The sequence below is a fragment of the Paenibacillus sp. FSL L8-0644 genome, from assembly GCF_038008165.1.
Taxonomy (GTDB): Bacteria; Bacillota; Bacilli; order Paenibacillales; family Paenibacillaceae; genus Paenibacillus; species Paenibacillus polymyxa_D.
In genome coordinates, this window is record NZ_JBBOYN010000001.1 from 2,158,084 (window position 1) to 2,175,218 (window position 17,135).

Genomic DNA, 17,135 nt, shown 5'->3' on the forward strand with positions numbered 1-17,135 from the left:
TATGAAAGAACAGTTGCGTTCCATTCACCCGCTGGCCTGGACGATTATTGTCGGTACTATTTTCGGGCGGATGGCGACATCCATGAGTATCCCGTTTTTGTCAATTTACCTTACCACCCGTTTAGGAGTGTCCCCCTTTCATACGGGGGTGATCGTGTCGGTAAGCTCGTTGGTCGGCATTTTTGCCAGCTTTTACGGTGGATATATTTCAGATCGAATCGGACGGCGTAAGGTGATGTTGGTGTCCATTGCGAGCTGGGCGCTTGTATTCGTTGCTTTTGCGTTGGCGGAAGCGGCCTGGGCCTTTTTTGTCATTAATGCTCTAAATGGACTGTGCAGGTCCTTGTTCGAGCCAACCTCGCGGGCGCTGTTATCAGATGTAACCCCCAAGGAGAAAAGACTGCTTATCTATAATATGAGATATGCGGCCATTAATGTTGGGGTAGTGGCAGGGCCGTTGCTTGGTTTGATGTTAGGATCTGCATCCAATGGTACGCCGTTCATGGTAGCTGCTGGTGTGTACGCACTATACGGAGTACTGTTGTTGATCCAATTTGCCCGTTATGCATCGGATCTGCATATAGGTACAACGGCGAGAGAGGCTCCACTGCGAATGGCTGAGGCATTCCGTACAGCCAGCCGTGATCCGGTGTTTATGCCGATTTTGCTGGGAACGGTATTTTGTGTGATGGGCTATGCGCATTCCAATTCCACAATGCCTCAATTCTTGTCCTTATCCTTCGCGGAAGGAACTCGATGGTTTACATATATGCTGACGGTCAACGCGGTTTGTGTATTGGCATTTCAATATCCGCTGGTGCGGCTGGCAAGCCGATTTTCCCCGGTGAATTCTCTGATTGCAGGGAATATATGTATTGCGGTCAGCCTGTTGCTGTGCGGTATGCTAAACTCAGGCTGGATGTTTATACTGGATATGGTGCTGTTTACGGTTGGTGAAGTGTTATTGTTCACGATGCTGGACGTATTGATTGACCAAATTGCAGATGCTCAATATAAAGGGACCTACTTCGGTACAATCGGCTTTAATAATTTGGGAAGCGTGCTGGCTCCTTTATTTGGTGGCTGGTTGCTGGATATCTATGGTCAAACGGCGCCGCTTGTTGTTTTTGTTCCGGTTGCCCTGTCGGTTGTGATTGGCATTCCGTTCCTTCTGGTCGCACGCCGCCGCCTGGTGCAGCGTACAGCACGGATCGCGGCTCAAGGAGGAGAATCGGTGCAGCAACTGTCATCATAAAAAGGGAGTTGAGTGCAGGATGAAGTCGGAAGAAGATGTGCTACGAGTCATACAATATATGAATGATCCGCAGGTACTGGAAGACTTGCGCTATGTGCGAGAGCTGAAGTTGCCGCAAGGATGTATTGCCGCAGGCTATGTACGTAACCGCGTTTGGGACAAGCTCCATGGGTATACAACGGCTACACCTTTAAACGATATAGATGTTATCTATTTTGACCCGAAAAACACGCTAGAGGAACGAGATGAGTATCTAGAGTTGTCCTTGAACCGTAAGCAGGCCGGACGTAATTGGTCTGTCAAAAATCAGGCTCGGATGCATTTTCGCAACGGGGAGGCTCCTTATTCCTCGGTAGAGGATGCGATGAGCCGCTGGCCAGAGACGGCAACGGCGGTGGCGGTTAGATTGAATGACAAGGATCAAATAGAGGTCATTTGTCCGCATGGATTGGAAGATCTGCTGGATATGCGGGTACGACAAAGCCCTTTGTTTCGTCACACAACGGCTTATCGTCAGCGTGTATTTGAGAAGCAATGGCTTGATAACTGGCCGTTGCTTATTATGGAGAATTAGAGTGAAATCCTAATTTTAGGATATTAAGGAGAGACGACAAACAATGTTTAAAAATATAAAAATAGATTCAGATCGTGAGGAAGTTCTGGAGCTGTTAACCTACGCCGTGCTGGATCACCCTGAACGCGGAGAAGCAGTTTTACGTACCTATCAAGCCTCGGATGACTGGAAGCTGTTCGGTGTAGAAGATGAAGGACTTATTGTAGGTATTGTCGGCTTTGAGGACCAGGAGGATGGAACAACTGTAATTCGCCATCTGGCCGTGTTGCCTGAAAACCGTCATAGAGGATATGCCAGAGGTATGCTACTTACGCTCATTCAGGAGCGTAATCCAAAACGGCTTACTGTGGACACGGATGCGGAGGGGGCAGATTTTTTCCGCAACGTGGGCTTTGCCGTGTATGGATCAGAGGATTTGCCGGATGGTGGGCAATTCCATTGTGTATATGAAATAGACGAAGAATAAGCGAATCTCCGGGTCCCGCGTCCCTCTTTCTACATAAGATATGTTATGCAGAAAGAGGGAGGTGGGTTTCATTGGCGTACCACTACACAGCGATTGGAGATTCTTTAACAACAGGTGCAGGGACGTTGCTGAGCGGCGGATTTGTACCTATCTATCGGCGAATGGCAGAAAGACATCTGCGTACGCCAGTCAGTTACGAGAATCTGGGAATTAACGGGCTGACATCGCAGGAGTTGCTGTCCATGGTCCGCAACAATCCACTTTTTCGGTCGGCGATCAGCCGGGCTGAACTTATAACGGTAACGATCGGCGGGAATGATCTGCGCCCATACATCAGCGCCCTTGCTGGAGGGTCCGGCTTATCGGGTTCTTCCATTCCACAAGCGTTGAATCACACAAAAGAACATGTACGCCAAATTGTACATGCCCTGTATCAGATAAAGTCCGGTCAGCGTGAGCCATTTATCATTCGAATGGTGGGATTATATAATCCTTTTCCAGAAGTAAGGGAGGCGGGAGTATATGTGCGTCAGTACAACTCGTTTCTCTATACATTAGGCGGACCGAATTACCGGGTGGCGAATATTTATCCCGCATTTGAGGGCTATGAACGGGCACTACTTTCGTTAGACCGGGTGCATCCGAACAGTCGTGGTTATCGTGTGATTGCGGAAGAGTTGAATCGGCTTGGTTATGCGCCATTAAGGCGAGCGTGAGAGGATGCTTTGGATCAGACAAAGTATATTAAAGAAAGAGGTTCATGATGACAGTAGAAACTGACCATTATGAACCTCTTTGTTTGCGTTAGTAGGCGCTGTTTAGCCGATTGATTTACGAAATAAGCTACGCGCAGCCCACTTGCGCTCACTTCGTTTGCGGTATTTGGGTAGAGAGCGATAGACGGCAATGGACTGGTTAAAGGCTATAGTGGCTTCATCCTTGCGTCCCAGCATACGGTACATCAAGCCTGTCAGATAATAACCCTCGCTGGAAGAAGACTGAATCTCCTGAAATTGCTGCAGATAATGAAGCGACTTATTGACGTCACGTTCCTTGAAAGCAGCGGCTAAATGCAAATAAGGCTCACCGTACTGTACCCGCGGGTTAATATCCAGTGCTTTTAGTAAATGTTGTTCTCCATCCTCCAGATGGTTTGTATGTACTTCAGCCGTTCCCCGTGCGTTCCAATAGTCTGCTGAGTCTTCATAACGGGATTGAATTTCCAATAAGAGCTCCAAAGCCTGCGGATATTTCTTGCTTTCGATCCAGATACGAGCCAAATCGAACCTAGCAGCCACATCGTTGGTGTTTAGCGCAATCTGTTGGCGCAATCGAGCGGCATTGCGTCTTCTTTTCCATGGTTTGCTGATGCTGGGCAATACACCGACAAAGCTACGATCCAATATATAGATCACGATTAAGAGTACGAGCAGTGCCAGAAACGGGTTGCCGAGCAAACTCCATAGTAGAGAGAAAATTAAAAATTTCCCAATCATTTTTCTCCAATCCTCCTGTGCATGTAACAATCCATACTTTCCACATTATAGCATAAAGCCGCTTTAAGGGGCATTAGCCTGATGAGATTTCGAAGGATGGTAGAGGGGGTGAGAAGAAAAACACTTATTTGTGATGCTCGGTGTATAGTTTTACGAGAAAAGGAACCTTTTTTTATTCCCGCCAAAAGGTTGAACAGTCTGCCTTATCCAAAATATTAAACTCGATCATTTTCTCAAGTAATGAGAAATCAACTGGACTATCCCACTGGATACGTACCAACTGCTTGGTGTGATCATAGCCAGCCTGCACAATTAACTCAGAAAAATGATTAATCCCTGCCTTTTCAGGGGCAACGGCCAAATGATGTTTGGCTACGCTAAAGCCAATAATAAATGTGCTGTGATCCGTAAACATAGGCTGATTCCACGCAATTTTTGGCATTAAATTTGGAAATTTCTTGGTTACCCAAGCCAATACTTCTTGCGTTCGAGCCCGATGTTGGGGGTTATCAATATGCGCTAAATATTCTGCAAAAGCTTCCATGTTGTTCCCTCCTTAATTAAAAATTGTATCGTTCAGAGAAGTTCCTCGAACCTATTTGTCGTTAAAACTCCTCATAGAATGGCTCAGACACGTTCTTAACAACACCTATTTCCAACGATATATATTTTCAAACTAGATAGTCAAAATGGTTTACTATCAATTTATCGCAGCAACATGCTTCCCAAGATGTAAACAATACCTTTTATGTCCTGTTATATTCCTCAGAAAGAATAGAGTACAAATATGAATCGTGAAATTCGCCTTTGTAGTACCAGTGTTCTCGCATTATACCTTCACGTTGCATTCCGATCTGTTGCATAATCTTCTCAGAAGCCTTATTTTCTGGACGACATGTTGCATAAATACGATGGACATCAAGTGTGCTAAATCCAAAGCCTAGCAGGGCTCGTGCCGCTTCTGTTGCATAACCCTTTCCTTGATAATCTGGGTTTAGAATATAGCCCATTTCTGCATTAGTATCTTTGACATGAATACCAACACCGCCGATCAGGATTCCAGTGTTTTTCAGACATATGGCTAGTTCGTAGTCTTGTCGTGGCTTTTCCTGCTGTGAGGCTAGAACTTGTTCTATATATGCCTTTGTATCTTCTTCTGTATTGGGTCCCCATGCTGTGTGCCTAGTAACTTCAGGCAATGACGTGTAGGTATGTATACTTCCCCAATCGGATGTACAAATATCACGAATGATGAGCCGTTTTGTCTCAAATTGCATAACGATTCCTCCTGTCTATAATTAGCATACATATTCGTGTTTTCTGCACATTCTATTAATCCTATTTAAGCAGATCTGATGGGGAAGATCCAAGATTTTGAGAGAAAGTGCTAGAGAAGAGGATCGAATTACGTGTTGAACAATGGGAACGAATCAATACCTTTTGCCACCTGAACGCAAACCGCAAGGGAGGCGTCCGGCAAAAATGCAAACAGAAAATATTGAATGTGGTACTGGAATAGCCCGCTATTATTAGCCATCCAGTTTGTCTTAAAACAGCCTGCGGGCTGTTACGAAACGATTCTGCCATTTACCATCAAGCGTGTCAAAATGAACGCCACGTTCTTTGGAGAATGTATGCAACAATTTGTTGTTCCCTGCATAGATCGCCACATGGCCGATCTCCAGGTCGCGTGCGCTGAAGAACAGCAGGTCGCCTTTACGTAGCTCGTTTAGCCCGACCTTCTGGCCTTCTTTAGCCTGATCGTAAGAGACACGGGGGAGGTCGATGGAGAGCGTATGTCGGAACACTTCCCCCACAAAAGAAGAACAATCAAAGGTCGATGTCTGGCCGCTTGCTGCGCCGAATTCATAAGGAGTACCAAGGAATTTCTCTCCGTAGGCGATGAGTTCATCTCCCTGCCGTTCCACCAGGGATGAGCTGGTATAATCGCTGTATTTGGGTTTAGCCGATATGTATCCGGTCAGGTTGTCTTTAGTGCGCACTTCCAACCAGAGGGCATTGATCTCACGGATGACATGAACCTTTTCGTTGGCTGGAATAAGCCGCAGGGAAGGGGAAGCTCCCGACGAATCCGGTTTGCTGCGCAGGTTGACTCCCGAAAGAACCGTTGTAAAAAAATCGTTACTGGAGACAATCCGAATCGCTCGGGTCAGGGCATCCCACTTCACTGTGCTCCCAAGTGCCTCGCTCACAAAACGTAGTGGAATCATTGTGTTGCCCTCAACAATTTGTCCAGGAACATTCAGGGACAGCGTTTTGCCGTTTAAGGTGGCAGCAAGTTCCCCCATACGGTAGGTCAGCACCGCTTCATTTTTGGTAGCTGTTACGGTTTTGCTGGATGCGTTCCAGGAAAGCTCGGCTCCTTGTGCCTCAAACAACTGGCGCATCGGGACGAGCGCTGTTCCTTCTAGCAGCAGCGGCTGGGCAGCAAGCTGAAGTGGGCGGTCATCTACATAAACGGTCGTCACCGGAGTCAGCGGTACCGACTTCGCATACGACGGGTTTGCTTGGAGCAGTGATACTGCTAGCAGAGCTAGCAATGCTTTCTTGTTGATTGTCATGCTGTCATCACCTCATTGTGAATATGTTCATCTAAGTTGTACGAGGCTGCCTCCGATTAGTTGTGTACCAAATATTGGACTGATTCGAAAAACGTAAACAAACAAAAATAAAACCAATAAATATCTGTGTTTAATTGTTAACACCAAAATAAAATAAAGATAACATTATACATGTGAAATATTTCACTTTTGAGAAATACCCTTATATTTAGCGAGGCAACAAGAAGTGAATCCTTTAGGAGGCCGATTTTATATGAGCGCACATGTATTTTTTGTACCATCTATCAATCTTATGGGAACAGGCTGTTTGCAAGAAGTTGGGCCGTATATAAAAGAACTGAATTTAAACAAAGCTCTAGTCGTGACGGATAAATTTTTGATGAAGAGTGGTATTGCAGGCAAGGTTACATCTTTGCTGGATGATATTGGATTGAACTATGCGGTATACGATGAAGTAAAACCAAATCCGACCTGTAAAAATGTACATGATGGTGTTCAGTTTCTGCAAGAAAATGAATGTGACTTTTTAATTTCGATTGGCGGAGGATCACCACAGGATACGGCTAAGGGAATCGGCATTATTGCCACCAATAGGGGACATATAACCGAGTATGAGGGCGTTCATAAATCCAAGCATAAATCGCTTCCTATTGTCGCCATTAATACCACAGCAGGAACATCTGCTGAAATCACGATCAATTATGTCATTACGGACGAAGAGCGCAAGGTCAAGATGGTTATGGTTGATAAGAATAGTGTAGCTACGATTTCAGTAAATGATCCTGAACTGATGGTAGATAAACCCGCCGCATTAACGGCAGCTACAGGGCTAGATGCTTTGACCCATGCCATTGAAGCTTTGGTTACGCCAGGTGCTTATCCTGTAACGGATGCAACTGCGTTGGCAGCAGTAGAAATTATTTTTAAACATTTAGCTCGTACAGTGAGAAACGGTCATGATATAGAAGCGCGTGAGCAAATGGTATACGCTATTTTCTTGGGAGGACTTGCATTTAATAATGCCGGATTGGGTTACGTTCATGCGATGGCGCATCAGCTTGGCGGCGTTTACGATTTGCCTCATGGTGTTTGTAATGCCATGCTGCTGCCAATCGTGGAGGAGGAGAATGCCAAGCATGTACCGGAGAAGTTTCGTGCCATCGCTAAAGCCATCGGTTTTGAAGATAAGGGGAAAACGGATAAGGAATGCGCAGACTATGTACTCCAAAGAATCAAAGACCTGTCGAAGGAAGTAGGGATTCCTTCCAAACTTTCTGAACTAGGTGTAAATGAAGTGGATTTGGATCTGCTTGCCGAGAACTCAATGAAGGATGCTTGCGCTCCGGGCAATCCGTTTATACCTAGCAAAGAACAAGTTATCGAGATGTTTAAGAAAATTTTTTAAATAAAAGAGGCAATTATTTTACTAAATACTATAAGGGCTGTCCCAGGAACTGATCGAAGTATACTGGGAACGGCCCTTTTTATTCGCATTTTCTACTAAGAGATTTGTGAGACTAGAGATAAGACAACCCCATTGAAGATTAAAGGCACAGCTCTCTCGGCTAAATCTGTAGGAGACTCTTTTTTTCCTTCCACATTCCAGCGAAAGGTTACACCATAAATGGACCAGCTTAAAATGGTCGCGGCAAGTTCTAACGTTCTTTGGTCTGTATTATTGGCTTCTCTTGTTATGAGTTGAAGTATGAATTGCTGTAATTGATTCTTAATATGTTCTTCCAGGATCGGTGCCACTGAATTATATTTATGAACGCATTGGTTACTTGAGTCGTGATAGTCACATAACGAAAGAATAAGTTTCTGAATGATCTCCTCCGACAAACGTGCCTCAGCATCAATCCTCTTGATAACATACTCCAAAAATGCATCTGACAAAAGGGTTTCAAGCAGTGCATATTTATCTTGAAAATGTGCATAGAACGTGGCGCGGTTAATGGTGGCTTTTTGGGTAATGTCATTGATCGTAATCGTGTAGAAGTCTTTCTTATTTAATTGGTCAACGAATGCGTCGAGAATTAATCTACGTGTTCGAATGACGCGAGGATCGTTTGGGTTGGGTGAAGTTACACCAGGCATCCTAAAGACACTCCTTTCAGGTAAATCAAATGATTCCCCCATTATAAACATGTGTTGTTTTGTCAACAAGTGAATTTAGATATACAACAATTTCATAACCCTTTTGGTTAAGCAACAGAATGAACATTTTGTCGGTTGAATGATAAATTAAACATTGCTAACATTTCACTTGCACCCCGTTTGATGATGCACGAGCCTTATATATAATCCTTTAAAAGAATAAAAGAAAATGAGGAGGTACAATCCTTGAGTAATCAACCGCAAAATGTTCATTCAACAGAAGCTTTATTTCAACCTTATACCATTCATAATCTAACCCTACAGACTCGTATTGTAATGCCGTCAATGGGCCGCGCTTTTTCACCAAATGGTGTGCCAGGACCGGATGTAGCCGCTTATTATCGCCGTCGCGCAGAGAATGATGTAGGTCTTATTATTACTGAAGGCGCAGTGATTGACCATCCGGCTGGAACAAGTGAGCCGAGGATACCTAATTTTTATGGGGAAGCGGCTTTAAACGGTTGGGCTGAAGTGGTCAGACAGGTTCATGAAGCTGGTAGTAAAATTTTCCCACAGCTTTGGCATATGGGGATGGCTCGTCCTTTGGGATCTCAGCCGAATCCCGAAGCGCTATCGATTGGTCCATCGGGGCTGGATCTGGAAGGCAATAAAGTGACCGAGCCGATGACAGAAGAAGAAATTGTCAAGGTCATTCGCGCCTATGTCGATGCAGCTGCGAATGCAAAACGACTGGGTTTTGACGGCGTTGAAATTCACGGAGCGCACGGCTATCTGGTTGATCAATTCTTTTGGGAGAAAACGAACCAACGTACGGATCGCTATGGTGGCGATATCATAAAACGTGCTCAATTCGCCATTGAGCTTGTGGAAGCTATTCGTGCTGAGGTTGGCCCTGACTACCCTATTGCCATGCGCCTATCCCAATGGAAAATGAATGATTACAACGCAAAGCCGTTCGATACACCGGATAAACTGGAGCAATTCCTGAATGTATTAGTAGAAGCGGGCGTGGACATCTTCCATTGCTCGACACGTCGCTTTTGGGTACCTGAATTTGAAGGCTCCGATTTGAGCTTTGCCGGATGGGTGAAGAAGCTGACTGGAAAAACTACGATTACGGTTGGCTCTGTAGGTCTGGATGAGGATTTTGTAAGTTATATCGAAGGGAAAGGGGCAGGACACCAAGATATTAATGAACTTCTGGAACGGCTCGACAACAATGAATTTGATCTGGTAGCTGTTGGGCGTGCGCTTCTGGGCGATCCTGCATGGGCTACGAAAATACGTGAAGGCCGAATTCATGATCTTCAAACCTTTACACCTGAGATACTTCAAACGCTCAACTAAAACATATCATACTTTGAACATCTCTTCATTTCATAAATAAATACTGTAAGCCAAAATACTCAAAGTCAGGTAAGGAACTTGGGTATTTTGGCTTTTTTATGCGTCTGCGATAGTAGTCCACCATGAACCATTATAGATTAAGTCATATTTGCTTTTAGTTCAGACTGGTATCAATACTTGATATATATAGATGTCTATGTAATAATGCTTGTATGTTAAAAAATAATGCAGCTGCACTGATAGGAACCATTAGAGACTCGATCAATAAATTGATTGTGTCTGAGCTCGAATCGAATGGAATTGAAGGGATTGTTCCTACTCATGGCGGAATCCTAATGTTCCTTTATCAAAACGACGGGCTTTCCATTAAGGAATTGACGCAAAAAATTTCTCGTCAGCAACCCACGGTCACTGTCTTGATCGACAAGCTAGTGAAGTTGGGATATGTCGAAAGAAAAAAAGAAAGGGAGGATAGCCGAGTTACCCTGATATTTCTGACCGATAAGGGAAGAGAGATAGAGCCTGTATTTGAGATGATCTCCAATAGATTACAAGAAACCATCTATGGTGGTCTCAAAGATGAAGAAAAAGAACAACTGGAATATTTGCTGGAGCATGTCAAAAACAGATTATAAATTTTTTTAAGTAAATGTATAGATATCTATATTAATATTAATATCAAAATAACAATAAAACATCTGGAGGTTATTAAAATGAAACATCTTATTATCTATGCTCACTCAAACGCAGAAAGCTTCAATCACGCGATACTCGAAACGGTTGTAAATACCTTGAAAGAAAAAGGTGATGAAGTCGTTGTACGCGATCTTTATGCCCTTAATTTTCAACCTGTATTAAAACCTGAGGATACTGCCGCTATGAGAGCAGGGCAAACTCCGGCTGATATCAAAGTGGAGCAGGAATACATCTCACAATCGGATACGATTACTTTTATTTCTCCCATTTGGTGGACAGGTCTTCCGGCTATCCTGAAAGGTTACGTTGATCGTGTATTTGCATACGGCTTTGCATATACGGCTGGTGCGGAAGGGATTAATAAGCTGCTTACAGGTAAAAAAGGTTTTATCGTGAATACACATGGTACTCCCAACGCGATCTACGATGAAATCGGTATGACCGCAGGATTGAAGCTCACATCCGATACGGGGATTTTTGATTTCGTTGGAATTGAATCCGTCGGTCACTTACTGCTTGGAAGTATTGGTTATCTCGATGAAGATGGCTATAAAGGACTGCTGAAGCAAGTCCAACACACGGTTAAAACGGTGCTGTAAAGTTAGTCCATTTTCTCTTAGAAACGTAAGACAGTCTTTAAATGATGAGGTCAACCCGTATTTAGTGGTTGGCCTTTTCTTGTAAATGTTAATACTTCTCTAATATAGTCCAAACAACAATCTCATTTGGAGCTGCTCAAATCCCCCTTTTCCTTGAAATTCTATGATATAACACATTTCCAGAACCTCATAAAATAAAACCCTCCTTGTTGTCTCCTCTGGGTGTCTCACAGTCCACGGTATAAAACCTCCTGTTACTGGACATTCAAGGGGGGGATAAAGTATAAAAATTCACAAATATTTCATTGTTATTATCGTGGGCAATTCATTATAGTACATAGTATTAATAGTTAACTGTATGTATTATGTGTGTTGCGGAGGTTCACTATGAAAGATTATGAACTAAGGGACGAATTGAGAGAATCCGTTAACCGGATTTATGACATGGAATTATTCAGTAGCCTGACGGAGCTTGTTCAGGGGGAAAACCATGTGCTTCAATATTTAGTTCAGCACCGGGATGATGAAATTAATCCTTCCTTGCTCAGCGATGATCTGCATGTATCCAGATCAAGAATTACGGCAGCGCTTACGGGATTAAGGAAAAAAGGCTATGTGACTATGGAAATGTCTGAGCATGACAGACGACGAATGTGTGTAAGGCTCACAGTAAATGGTGAATCCTTGATCAGACAGAAGCAAGAGAGAATTGAAGGTTATTTTGAAGCGCTTGTAGTAGGTTTGGGTGAGAAGAATGTGAAAGAATTTATACGGTTAATTGAGCTTTCTTTGAGTATTATGAACGCGCGTTCTATTGAAAAATAACATAATGTGAGGGTGTACCGGGTGAGATATAAAATAATAGCAGATAGCTGCTGTGATTTAACGAGAGAGCTTAGAGAAGAGATGCAGATTACTACGATCCCGTTAAATATGACGCTGGGAGATAAATGCTTCGTAGATGATGACACATTGGACTTACCTCAGTTTATGGAAGAAATGAAAGCCTGTACAACCAAAATTGGATCCGCATCACCGTCACCTATGCTATATAAGGAAGCCTTTCAAGGTGCGCATACTTCTTTTGCCATTACATTATCCAGCAACCTGTCCAGTTCGTATTCCAGTGCATTGGTAGGAAAAGATATGGCGGAAGAAGAGGGGGCGGATGTTCATGTATTTGATTCGAAAAGCGCTTCGGCTGGACAGCTCTTGTTAGCTCTAAAACTGCGCAAGTTGATTGACGAGGGATATCATAAAAGCGAAATTATTTCATCCTTGGAGAGCTTTATCAGCAAGATGAAAACCTACTTTGTTTTAGAAAATCTGGATAATTTGGTTAAGAACGGGCGGATGAATAAAATCACTGGAAAGATACTTTCACTCTTGCATATCAGGCCTATTTTAGGCTCGGATGGTGACGGTAATATCGCATTTTTTACTCAAGCACGCGGTCAGAATCAAATTATCGAAAAGCTCGCAGATACTATTGAAAAAAGTGGCCGGGCTACCGAAGGAGAAAGCATTGTCATTACTCACTGCAATAATCCTGGGCTGGCGGAAAAATTAATGAATGCGCTGAGGAAACGCTATCAATTTAAAGATATTCATATTGTGTCCACCAGAGGGATTAGTTCAATGTATGCCAATGACAAAGGGATCATTATGGCCTTTTAAAAATATTCAGGGTTTATCCTCGCTGTATGGATAAACCCTTTTTTAGTACACTGAGGCTTTGCGGGAGTTCAAGCCTATCTCAATTTTCTAATGAGGACAGAAGCGTTTATGCTGGCTTGAGTTCCTCCGGCTTGTGTTTGCAGGGTAACAGCAGTAGTAGAGCTATGGTTTCGCAGAGTAAGGACGTCACCGCATGCCAGAGCAAGGATGGCTTGCCCTGTGTTCTGTTGTGTCCCGGCTCCTGAGCCGTATACAGTTCCCACAGCCAGTGCGCCATTAATAAAGATGGCGAATTGGTTAGGTTCCACACCGGACACCGAAAAGTGAACTTCATATTTTCCAGCATCGGATACAGCAATCTGTGTAGTTCCTGGAACATGAGCAATTCCAGGTGTAAGTATACCGTTCGTATCCCAAATGACATCCCCTTCAATCGGAACAACTTGGGGCTTTACATTGTAAATATAACCAAACTGCGCTAAATCACCTATGGTTCCAGAATCCCCTTCAGGTCCTAAAGCACCCTGATTAATATTCACACTTACAAGTTGCTTTTTGACGATAATGTCTTTCCCAAACCCTTTCCGTTTTGAGCGGCTCTTTCTCTTTGGGGGCTTCTCCTCAAACTTTTTTTCTAACTTATCAAACCAGGCACGGACAAAAACATTTTTTTTACGGCCTTTTTTTCGTTTTAATTCAGGATGACCCAATACAAACACCTCCATATGGTTTGTTGTATACTACTCCATTCATCTAGAGGAGGCATGGATATCTGTCCTCTGATTCATAGGAAACGATCTATTTTGACTAAAAACAGGCTACTGTACAAGGTACATTCGTCTAGTATGTAAAAAAAGCACCTTTGAATGTGCACTTGGATGACAACCAAGGAACAGACAAAGGCACCAGTAGAGGTGTATATCATGATGAGGCGGTTTGAAGCCGCTTTTTGCGCACATATAGGACGTACAAGATGCCCCCAAGCAGGCACAGGATACATGTGAAGCCTGCCAGCAACCACGCCGATGAGACTGCTCCACCACGATCCATGCTATTTCCGAGCCATAAAGGCAGCAGAGCTCCCCCAACTCCACCTGCGCCTATAAGCAGGCTGGTGGTAGATTCTTCGGTGCCTGGCATCATTTTGCTGGCAAAAACAAGTGCGATGGAAAAAATGCCCGACATGCCCAGCCCCAGCAGTGCGATAAGTACAAAGGCAACGGTAGTTCCCTTGATCAGTGGGAACACGCACAGCAGTACGGTCGTCGCCAGCGAGCTTAGGGCTACAAAGACACCATAGCCGTACCGATCAGCAATACTTCCTGCGAACAACCGTCCGGTAGCCATTGCTAGCCAGAAGCAGGTGACACTGAGTGCTGCCTCCGCTTGAGTGAGGCCCAGCCGTTCGATGAACATGGAGGGCAGGAAATTGGCCAAGCTCATCTCTGTTCCTACATAGATAAAGAAAAAAACGATAAATAGTGTAAGTAGCTTCCGATTGCCAATAGGGCTACCTTCAGAAGCCTTCTCCGTGGGTGACCTCAGAGAATTAGTCGAATGCTTAAGGCTGTTATCTCGGTGTTCCTGTGGGTCCAATACAGTGTCCAGCGTGCCGAAGGACCCGCGCAACCAAGCTATAATGGTCACGGCTGCAAACATGGAAATGATGGGAAAGGCCAATCGCCACCAACCGAGAGCGATAAGTTGGCTGGCGATAGCGGGCATAGCCAAAGCGCCAATCCCAAAAAAGACTTCCAGACGGCTCATCGCCGCGCCCGTTCCTTGAGTAATACCGCTGATAATAATCGTGCCAATGAGTGTTTCTACCATGCCGAAGCCAAACCCCGCTGCTGCACCGACGACATATAGCCAATCCCAAGGCGGCAGCAATGAGTATAGCACTTCAGCCGCGCACAGCAAGAGTAGGGCGAATACCAGGCTTCGGCGTTTGCCGAAACTTCGGGCAAGCCACGGTGACAGCAGGACTCCAACCAGAAAACCGGAAAATTGAGCGAAGATTAGACTACCGCCATCCGTATAGTTTCTACCGTAATGCTCTAACAACACAGGCAGTAGGGAGCCTACAACCACGTGTGCCAGGCCGATTAAAAAATAAGACAAGCTGCCGATCCATAGCAGTCGTTTCATGATGAACTCCTTTGATACCTAGATTATACTCATGCAGCAAAGTGAACTGTATGTGTCAAATCTGAGTGATTATGATAGCTCCAGTACCTGAAAGCCGTAGCCTTCAATAGAAATATCTCCTTCCAGGTATTTACCGCTGATTAGCTCATTCCCTTTCTGATCATCCAGATGATATTGCTGCGTCTGGGCGTTATGATTCAGAATGAACAGATATGATTTTCCATCTTTGGTCCGTACAGTGGTTTCTACACCCGCAGGAGCACGCAGCAGGGATGGAATCCCTTTTTGCTCACAAATGTAGCCCAGCAGGCCATCAAGGAAAGTCTCTTCAGGATCTGAAGCAACGTACCATGCCTCGCCTTGACCGAAACGATTGCGTGTCAGCACTGGCATGCCCTGATAGAAATCATCGCCGTATTCCGCCAGCACCTCGGCACCTTCGCTATGCAACAGGTCGCAGAGCAGACCACATTGATATTCACCTTGTAATACGCCCACCTTTTCTTTTAATACAATGCGATTGTATGATTCCGGCAGAAGCGCGTCAATTTCCTCCACCCAGATCCCGAGCAAGTTACGCAGTTTACCAGGATATCCTCCGGTTGTGACCAAATCGTTTTCATTTACAATGCCACTGAAAAAGGTCGTTACGAAGGTGCCTCCATGCTCTGTGAATTGTTCCAGCTTCTCGGCGGTACCTGGCTTGACCATATAGAGTACAGGCGCGATAATGAGATCATATTTCTGGAAATTTGCATCAACGGAAATCAGGTCTATCTGTACGTTACGCCGGAAGAGGGTCGCATAATACTTATGCACCTGATCCACATATTTCAAGGCGACAGAAGGACCGCTTGATTTTTCCAATGCCCACCAATTATCCCAATCAAACAAAATGGCTACTTTGGCATTGACGGTCGCGTCAAGTAGCGTGTTGCCTAATGCGCCAAGCTCACTGCCAAGCTGTGCCACCTCGCGAAATACACGTGTGTTCTCATGCCCGGCATGCTCAATAACAGCCCCGTGGAATTTCTCACATGCGCCGATTGAGCGGCGAAGCTGGAAGAACATGACCGTGTCCGCGCCATGCGCGACTGCCTGATAACTCCATAACCGCATAACGCCGGGCCGTTTAAGCGAATTATACGCCTGCCAGTTCTGCTGGCTCGGTGTTTGCTCCATCAGCATAAAGGGTTGCCCATCCTTCAAGCCGCGCATCAGATCGTGTGCCATCGCGGTATAGCTTGGCGGGGTATTAGCCGCAGGATAACTATCCCAAGATACAATATCCATGTGCTTAGCCCATTTAAAATAGTCCAGTTGTTTGAAAAATCCCATCAGATTGGTCGTTATCACGGCATGGGGAATATGTTTTTTAATCGCGTTGTATTCCAGCAGATAGCAATCCAGCATACTGTCTGAATTAAAACGTGCATAATCGAGGGATATGCCCTGAAAGGAGGAGTGATTTTCTCCCCAATGCTCGCTCAAATTATTTGGTGGCACGATTTCATCCCAATCATAGAAGGTATGACCCCAGAAGGAAGTATTCCACACCCGGTTTAGCTCTTCCAGTGATCCGTATTTTTGCTTGAGCCACACCCGGAATGCGGCCGCACAGTTATCACAATAGCAATCCCCACCGTACTCATTGGACACGTGCCACACGAGGATCGCGGGATGGTTTTTGTATCGTTCTGCAAGTTGGCCAGCCATCTGCTCCGCAAATTTTCGATACGTAGGACTGTTCGGACAAGAATTGTGGCGACCACCGAACTTCCGCTTCCGTCCGTCAGCGTCCACCCGGAGAACGTCGGGGTAGCGAGTAGCCATCCAAGCAGGATGCGCTGCCGTGCTAGTAGCTAGACAAACGAAGATATCGCTTTCATAAAGACTGTCAATCAATTGATCCAGCCATTCAAAATGATATGTGATTTCGTCGGATTGAATTTTGGCCCATGAGAATACGTTGACCGTGGCGATATCAATCCCTGCCTGCCTGAACATCCGTAAATCTTCCTGATGCGTGGCCTCATCCCATTGTTCAGGATTATAATCTCCACCGTAAAATACTTTAGGTAGTTTACTGCTTATCATGCCAATCACCTCTGTATATAAGAATAATTCTATCTTATAATACAAATAACTGCTTTTAAATATAATAAAATGAACGTGTA

At 44.7% G+C, this 17,135-nt stretch carries 18 protein-coding genes; 10 read left to right on the forward strand and 8 right to left on the reverse strand.

Annotated elements, in window-relative coordinates:
- Position 1: 1 nt before the first annotated feature.
- From NSS94_RS09870 to NSS94_RS09885, 4 genes are all read left to right on the forward strand, one after another.
- Entirely contained in the window at positions 2-1,255 is a 1,254-nt protein-coding gene (locus NSS94_RS09870; RefSeq protein ID WP_029514763.1) for an MDR family MFS transporter, read from the forward strand.
- A gap of 19 nt (positions 1,256-1,274) precedes the next feature.
- Positions 1,275-1,829, forward strand: a complete 555-nt coding sequence (locus NSS94_RS09875; protein WP_039274819.1) for a nucleotidyltransferase family protein — start codon at positions 1,275-1,277, stop codon at positions 1,827-1,829.
- Between the two features lie 43 nt (positions 1,830-1,872).
- Positions 1,873-2,295 (forward strand): GNAT family N-acetyltransferase, encoded by a 423-nt coding sequence (locus tag NSS94_RS09880; RefSeq protein ID WP_039274816.1) that lies wholly within the window; start codon positions 1,873-1,875, stop codon positions 2,293-2,295.
- A gap of 71 nt (positions 2,296-2,366) precedes the next feature.
- Positions 2,367-3,011, forward strand: coding sequence for a GDSL-type esterase/lipase family protein (locus NSS94_RS09885; protein ID WP_039274815.1), 645 nt, complete (start codon positions 2,367-2,369; stop codon positions 3,009-3,011).
- Between the two features lie 102 nt (positions 3,012-3,113).
- Here NSS94_RS09885 and NSS94_RS09890 read toward each other — a convergent pair whose 3' ends face one another.
- The 4 genes from NSS94_RS09890 to NSS94_RS09905 all read right to left on the reverse strand — a co-directional run bounded on the left by NSS94_RS09890 (position 3,114) and on the right by NSS94_RS09905 (position 6,373).
- Positions 3,114-3,791, reverse strand: coding sequence for a tetratricopeptide repeat protein (locus NSS94_RS09890; protein WP_029514758.1), 678 nt, complete (start codon positions 3,789-3,791; stop codon positions 3,114-3,116).
- A 172-nt stretch (positions 3,792-3,963) separates the two neighbouring features.
- The gene (locus tag NSS94_RS09895; RefSeq protein WP_029514757.1) at positions 3,964-4,335 is read right to left on the reverse strand and encodes an iron chaperone; all 372 of its coding nucleotides are present in this window, start codon (positions 4,333-4,335) and stop codon (positions 3,964-3,966) included.
- Between the two features lie 202 nt (positions 4,336-4,537).
- Positions 4,538-5,068 carry a GNAT family N-acetyltransferase gene (locus tag NSS94_RS09900; protein ID WP_340885064.1) on the reverse strand — a complete coding sequence of 177 codons (531 nt, stop codon included), beginning with the start codon at positions 5,066-5,068 and terminating at the stop codon, positions 4,538-4,540.
- A gap of 270 nt (positions 5,069-5,338) precedes the next feature.
- Positions 5,339-6,373, reverse strand: a complete 1,035-nt coding sequence (locus NSS94_RS09905) for a C40 family peptidase (RefSeq protein ID WP_318626687.1) — start codon at positions 6,371-6,373, stop codon at positions 5,339-5,341.
- Between the two features lie 253 nt (positions 6,374-6,626).
- On the opposite strand from NSS94_RS09905, the gene NSS94_RS09910 reads away from it, so the two are divergent.
- Positions 6,627-7,778: an iron-containing alcohol dehydrogenase gene (locus NSS94_RS09910; RefSeq protein WP_341039231.1), complete on the forward strand. Its 1,152-nt coding sequence runs from the start codon at positions 6,627-6,629 to the stop codon at positions 7,776-7,778.
- Between the two features lie 95 nt (positions 7,779-7,873).
- Here the strand turns inward: NSS94_RS09910 and NSS94_RS09915 are convergent, their stop codons facing one another.
- Positions 7,874-8,536, reverse strand: coding sequence for a TetR family transcriptional regulator (locus NSS94_RS09915; protein ID WP_080710762.1), 663 nt, complete (start codon positions 8,534-8,536; stop codon positions 7,874-7,876).
- Positions 8,537-8,716: 180 nt separating this feature from the next.
- Here NSS94_RS09915 and NSS94_RS09920 point away from each other — a divergent pair, with 180 nt between their 5' ends.
- The 5 genes from NSS94_RS09920 to NSS94_RS09940 all read left to right on the forward strand — a co-directional run bounded on the left by NSS94_RS09920 (position 8,717) and on the right by NSS94_RS09940 (position 12,810).
- Positions 8,717-9,838 (forward strand): NADH:flavin oxidoreductase, encoded by a 1,122-nt coding sequence (locus NSS94_RS09920; protein ID WP_341039233.1) that lies wholly within the window; start codon positions 8,717-8,719, stop codon positions 9,836-9,838.
- A gap of 212 nt (positions 9,839-10,050) precedes the next feature.
- Positions 10,051-10,473: a MarR family winged helix-turn-helix transcriptional regulator gene (locus tag NSS94_RS09925; RefSeq protein WP_039274799.1), complete on the forward strand. Its 423-nt coding sequence runs from the start codon at positions 10,051-10,053 to the stop codon at positions 10,471-10,473.
- A gap of 78 nt (positions 10,474-10,551) precedes the next feature.
- On the forward strand, positions 10,552-11,133 hold the full coding sequence (locus NSS94_RS09930; protein ID WP_341039234.1) for an NAD(P)H-dependent oxidoreductase: 582 nt from the start codon (positions 10,552-10,554) through the stop codon (positions 11,131-11,133).
- A 387-nt stretch (positions 11,134-11,520) separates the two neighbouring features.
- Entirely contained in the window at positions 11,521-11,958 is a 438-nt protein-coding gene (locus NSS94_RS09935) for a MarR family winged helix-turn-helix transcriptional regulator (protein ID WP_029514750.1), read from the forward strand.
- Positions 11,959-11,979: 21 nt separating this feature from the next.
- Entirely contained in the window at positions 11,980-12,810 is an 831-nt protein-coding gene (locus NSS94_RS09940; protein ID WP_341039236.1) for a DegV family protein, read from the forward strand.
- Positions 12,811-12,884: 74 nt separating this feature from the next.
- Here NSS94_RS09940 and NSS94_RS09945 read toward each other — a convergent pair whose 3' ends face one another.
- The 3 genes from NSS94_RS09945 to NSS94_RS09955 form a co-directional block, all read right to left on the reverse strand.
- The gene (locus tag NSS94_RS09945; protein ID WP_341039238.1) at positions 12,885-13,520 is read right to left on the reverse strand and encodes a hypothetical protein; all 636 of its coding nucleotides are present in this window, start codon (positions 13,518-13,520) and stop codon (positions 12,885-12,887) included.
- A 211-nt stretch (positions 13,521-13,731) separates the two neighbouring features.
- On the reverse strand, positions 13,732-14,958 hold the full coding sequence (locus NSS94_RS09950; protein ID WP_341039239.1) for an MFS transporter: 1,227 nt from the start codon (positions 14,956-14,958) through the stop codon (positions 13,732-13,734).
- Positions 14,959-15,027: 69 nt separating this feature from the next.
- The gene (locus NSS94_RS09955; RefSeq protein ID WP_029514746.1) at positions 15,028-17,055 is read right to left on the reverse strand and encodes a beta-galactosidase; all 2,028 of its coding nucleotides are present in this window, start codon (positions 17,053-17,055) and stop codon (positions 15,028-15,030) included.
- Positions 17,056-17,135: the final 80 nt, after the last annotated feature.